4 protein-coding genes are annotated in these 4,704 nt (G+C 51.6%); 3 read left to right on the top strand and 1 reads right to left on the bottom strand.

The features are described 5' to 3' along the window. Window positions 1–83: 83 nt before the first annotated feature. Window positions 84–410, bottom strand: coding sequence for an ATP-dependent Clp protease adapter ClpS (gene clpS, locus H6F80_RS01170; protein WP_190789789.1), 327 nt, complete (start codon window positions 408–410; stop codon window positions 84–86). 477 nt (window positions 411–887) lie between these two features. Here clpS and clpB point away from each other — a divergent pair, with 477 nt between their 5' ends. The 3 genes from clpB (at window position 888) to psbU (ending at window position 4,431) form a co-directional block, all read left to right on the top strand. Next, window positions 888–3,584: an ATP-dependent chaperone ClpB gene (gene clpB, locus H6F80_RS01165; protein WP_190789788.1), complete on the top strand. Its 2,697-nt coding sequence runs from the start codon at window positions 888–890 to the stop codon at window positions 3,582–3,584. A gap of 105 nt (window positions 3,585–3,689) precedes the next feature. Further along, window positions 3,690–3,902: an RNA-binding S4 domain-containing protein gene (locus H6F80_RS01160; protein ID WP_190789787.1), complete on the top strand. Its 213-nt coding sequence runs from the start codon at window positions 3,690–3,692 to the stop codon at window positions 3,900–3,902. A 94-nt stretch (window positions 3,903–3,996) separates the two neighbouring features. Continuing rightward, complete coding sequence (gene psbU / locus H6F80_RS01155) at window positions 3,997–4,431, top strand: photosystem II complex extrinsic protein PsbU (RefSeq protein ID WP_190789786.1); 435 nt, start codon at window positions 3,997–3,999, stop codon at window positions 4,429–4,431. The last annotated feature ends 273 nt before the right edge of the window (window positions 4,432–4,704 follow it).

Below are 4,704 nucleotides of genomic sequence, written 5' to 3'. Positions count from 1 at the left end.
CTAAAACTGGGATGAGTCCGGGCAAATGAGTTGAGTGGTTCCACACGAGCCGACCGCTTGCTTCTGCCATATTAATTTAGCCCTTAGGCAGCCTCTAGGGGAGCCATTGTTAATCCCGCACGGCTCAACTGCTGATGATGCAGCTCTGCCTGCTCTAGCGGACCCGTCCAGACGATCGCTTGACCCTCGAAGTGAATCTGATTGGTCAGATCCCAGGCTCGATCGCCCGTCATGCCGGGAATGTATTTCATCAAACAGTCAGCAACGTGCTGAAACGTATTAAAGTCGTCATTCAGCACAATCACGTTAAAGTTGGGGTAAGGCTTACGAACGGTCTGACTCGTCCGCTCAGGAGTCACCGTTGGCGACGTTGCCATTTGCTGGGGTGCTGCTGAAATTGCCGTAGCCATGACTTAATTTCTCAGAGAAACTTCATAAAAGTACACTTCATTAACACCTTATCTCAATTTTTGGATTCACGATGGGTAAATTGTCCTCAGAACTCGACATTTCACCCCAATCATATTTCTGTCCGATAGATTCAGAAGATCAGATCTGTTAAATCTAAATCTTTCGAAAAAATTAGCTCTTTCGAAAAAATCCTCTTTCTGAATCTTCAATCGCCTGAAGCAGGCTTGAACGATCGCGTAACCTCTCAAACTGCTTCCGGGTTTGTTAATTCTGGCTAGCATATCTACCCCGGTTTTTTGGTTTGGGTTTGAGGCTTGGTCGCTCCTTAAAATCTCCCCCGAAATCTCCCCTGTGTGAGATCAGGCAACCTAGCAACGCCTGCTTCCCGTCTGGGGGAAGTTCAAAGGGAGCCTGTGAAATTTGTTAGAGTTGAGTCGCGATATACTTTAAGCTTTATCAATAATTTTTAGTTTCCTATGCAGCCCACTGACCCCAGCAAATTCACCGAGAAAGCCTGGGAAGCGATCGTCAAGTCTCAGGATGTTGCCCGTCGATTCCGCCATCAGCAGCTTGAAGTTGAACACGTTGCCCTATCGATGCTGGAGCTCGAAGGAGCAGGCGATACGATGTTGGCAAAGGCAAATGTCGATGTAGCGCGGCTTAAGCAGCAGATCGAAGCCTTTACGCAGCGCCAACCCAAAGTTGTTTCAGACGGTCAGCTTTATCTTGGTCAAGGACTTGATCTGCTGCTGGACAAAGCAGAAACAAATCGCAAAGCAATGCAGGACGACTTTGTTTCGGTCGAACACCTGCTGCTGGCACTTGCAGAAGACGATCGCGTTGGGAAACGAGCCTTTCGTGCTCTAAGCATCGAAACTCGGCAGCTTGAAGCCGCAATCAAAACCGTGCGGGGCAATCAAAAAGTCAAAGATCAGAACCCCGAATCAACCTATGCTGCCCTGGAGAAATTTGGGCAGGATTTGACTGAATCTGCCAAAGCGGGCAAGCTCGATCCGGTAATTGGACGGGACGATGAAATTCGGCGCGTGGTGCAGGTTCTCTCTCGCCGGACGAAGAATAATCCGGTGCTAATTGGTGAACCCGGGGTGGGTAAGACGGCGATCGCCGAAGCCCTAGCTCAGCGAATCGTGAACGGAGACGTACCGGAATCGCTGAAAAACCGCCGCCTGATCAGCCTTGATATGGGTTCCCTGATTGCTGGAGCCAAGTACCGGGGCGAGTTTGAGGACCGTTTGCGGGCAGTGCTGCGGGAAGTGACCAGTTCCGAGGGGCAAGTTGTTCTGTTTATCGATGAACTGCATACCGTGGTTGGGGCAGGCTCACCGCAAGGCACGATGGATGCCAGTAATTTGCTGAAGCCGATGCTGGCACGGGGCGAACTCCGCTGCATTGGTGCGACCACGCTGGACGAATACCGCAAGCACATCGAAAAAGATGCGGCTCTGGAACGGCGATTTCAGCAGGTTTATGTCGGGCAGCCCACCGTCGAGGACACAATCTCGATTTTGCGCGGGCTTAAGGAACGCTATGAAGTGCATCACGGGGTGAAGATTGCCGACTCTGCCCTGGTTGCCGCCGCGACCCTGTCCGATCGCTATATTTCCGATCGCTGTTTACCAGACAAGGCGATCGATTTGGTGGATGAAGCGGCTGCCCAGCTCAAAATGGAAATTACCTCAAAGCCTGTTGAGCTGGAGACGATCGATCGGCGATTAATTCAGCTAGAGATGGAAAAGCTGTCGCTAGAGGGTGAAGGGCAAAGTGCTGTGGCGATCGGCGTGTATCGCAGCGCGAAAGATCGGTTGGAGCGAATCAACCAGGAAATTAACGATCTGAAAACGCAGCAAAACCAGCTTAGCTCGCAGTGGGAATCGGAAAAGCAGCTCTTAGCCGCGATCAATGGGCTAAAGGAAGAAGAGGAATCTCTGCGGCGACAAATTGAGAAAGCCGAGCGCAGCTATGACCTCAACACCGCTGCCCAGCTCAAGTACGGCAGACTGGAGGCAGTGCATCGCGAACTCGAAGCCAAAGAAACCCAGTTGATTGACATCCAGGCAGACGGCGAAACTCTGCTCCGTGAACAAGTAACCGAAGCAGACATTGCCGAAATTGTTGCCAAGTGGACGGGGATTCCGATCAATCGCCTCATGGAATCCGAGCGGCAAAAACTCTTGCAGCTTGAGAGCTATCTGCACAAGCGGGTAATTGGACAAAACGAAGCGGTCGAAGCCGTTGCCGCCGCAATCCGTCGTGCCCGTGCAGGCATGAAAGATCCCGGTCGTCCGATCGGCTCTTTCCTGTTTTTGGGACCAACCGGAGTAGGTAAAACCGAGCTTGCCCGCGCCCTTGCTGAAGCCCTGTTTGACAGCGGTGATTCCCTAGTGCGGCTGGATATGTCCGAGTATATGGAGAAAAACTCGGTTGCACGGCTGATCGGTGCGCCCCCAGGCTATGTAGGCTACGAGGAAGGCGGTCAGTTATCGGAAGCAATTCGCCGTCATCCCTATTCGGTGCTGCTGTTGGACGAGGTGGAAAAGGCACACCCAGATGTATTTAACATCCTGCTGCAATTGCTCGACGATGGGCGCATTACTGACTCCCAAGGCAGACTCGCAGACTGTCGCAACACGATTGTTGTCATGACCAGCAATATCGGCAGTGAATACATCCTCGATGTGGCAGGCGATGACTCAAAGTACGAGGAAATGCGGAAACGGGCAGTTGGGGCACTACGATCGCACTTCCGCCCAGAGTTCCTGAACCGTGTAGACGATATCATCCTGTTCCACGCCCTTAGCCTGAAGGAACTGCGAAAAATCGTCGGGATTCAGCTTCAGCGCATGCGTCGTTTGCTGGCAGAGCAAAAAATCGATCTCGAAGTCACCGTTGCCGCCCAAAACTACATTGCTGATGTCGGCTATGACCCCGCGTATGGCGCCCGTCCGCTCAAGCGAGCCATCCAGAAAGAGCTAGAAAACCCGATCGCCACCAAGCTTTTGGAAACCGCTTTTATGGAAGGGGATACGATCGTGGTCGATGTGGTTGACCACAAGCTGAGCTTTATCAAGCAGTCCAGCGAAGTGGTTGAGCCCCTTACCAAAGCTGAGCCTGCTGAGATTGCCGCTCCGCAGATCGTTCCAGCAGAAGGCTAAGCGGTCAGAGTCCCAATTCGCTCCCCTCGCCTCTCTGTTCCAGTGCATCTTCACGAGCGCCTGCCTTCGCTAGAATGGCTCTGTTCTGGTGCTGGATAACGCGCAATGACCGACGAAGTGATCAAACTCGATCAGTTTCTTAAGTTGATTGGCATGGTTGAAACCGGGGGTGAAGCAAAGTTGCTCATCCAGAATGGTGAGGTGCAGGTCAATGATGAGGTAGAAACCCGCCGAGGACGCAAACTCGCTGCAGGCGATCGGGTCACGCTACAAGGCAGAACGTTCCTTGTGAAACTCGCACATCAGGATGGGGCATAAAAGGTTTCTGATTAATGATAGGCTCTAAGAAAAGCTGTGTCCTAAGCATCTTGATATGACGTTTAATTGGTTGAGATTGGGAGGGAGCGTCCTAATGAAACGATTTGTGGGAGTAGTGTTGGCGGTTGGGCTGATGTTGGGGAGCCTGTTGGGCTTTGCAGGTCAAGCAACCGCATTGGGCGAAAATGGCTTGTTCTGGAATGGAATGGCGATGGCTCCTGTTGTTGCCGAAGCATCCTTCCGAAATCGAGCTGATGATAAGCTGGCAACTGAGTTTGGCAAAAAGATCGATTTGAACAACACAAACGTGCGGGCATTTCTGCAATATCGCGGAATGTATCCAACTTTGGCGCGTTTGATTGTGGGCAATGCTCCGTTTGAGCAGGTTGAAGACGTGCTGGATCTGCCGGGGCTAACCGAGCAGCAAAAAGACATCCTGCGTTCTAACATGAACAACTTCACTGTTTCTCCGCCAGAAGATACCTTTGTAGAAGGTGGCGATCGATTTAACAACGGAATTTACCGCTAGGTGCATCCACAGCAGATTGACTAAGCAAATTAGCTGATCAGGCAATCGCTTTCTGAATGAGCAGATCCCGCTGCAAACGCGACTCGATCTGTGAATCCAGAGAGCGATTCCTTTTTTTGGATTCCTTTTTTACAGGTTCTAGCCCGACTGAAGACAGTAATATAGCTTTACGCGATTAGGTTAGAACGCTAGGCTAGGGGAAAACCAGCGTCTAGAAGTGCCTATGCCTTCCCCTTATGGTGACGACCTGCGTCGCAAAGCAATTAATGCCGT

The organism is Leptolyngbya sp. FACHB-711 (genome assembly GCF_014695615.1).
In the GTDB taxonomy this organism is placed as follows: Bacteria; Cyanobacteriota; Cyanobacteriia; order Elainellales; family Elainellaceae; genus Leptolyngbya_A.
The sequence above is the reverse complement of the archived record's forward strand: the minus strand, read 5'-3'. Positions and strand labels throughout refer to the sequence as shown.

Bases quoted from the DNA above. Each gene is read 5' to 3' on its own strand.
- clpS (WP_190789789.1), bottom strand. From the start codon at position 410: ATGGCTACGGCAATTTCAGCAGCACCCCAGCAAATGGCAACGTCGCCA.
- clpB (WP_190789788.1), top strand. From the start codon at position 888: ATGCAGCCCACTGACCCCAGCAAATTCACCGAGAAAGCCTGGGAAGCG.
- H6F80_RS01160 (WP_190789787.1), top strand. From the start codon at position 3,690: ATGACCGACGAAGTGATCAAACTCGATCAGTTTCTTAAGTTGATTGGC.
- psbU (WP_190789786.1), top strand. From the start codon at position 3,997: ATGAAACGATTTGTGGGAGTAGTGTTGGCGGTTGGGCTGATGTTGGGG.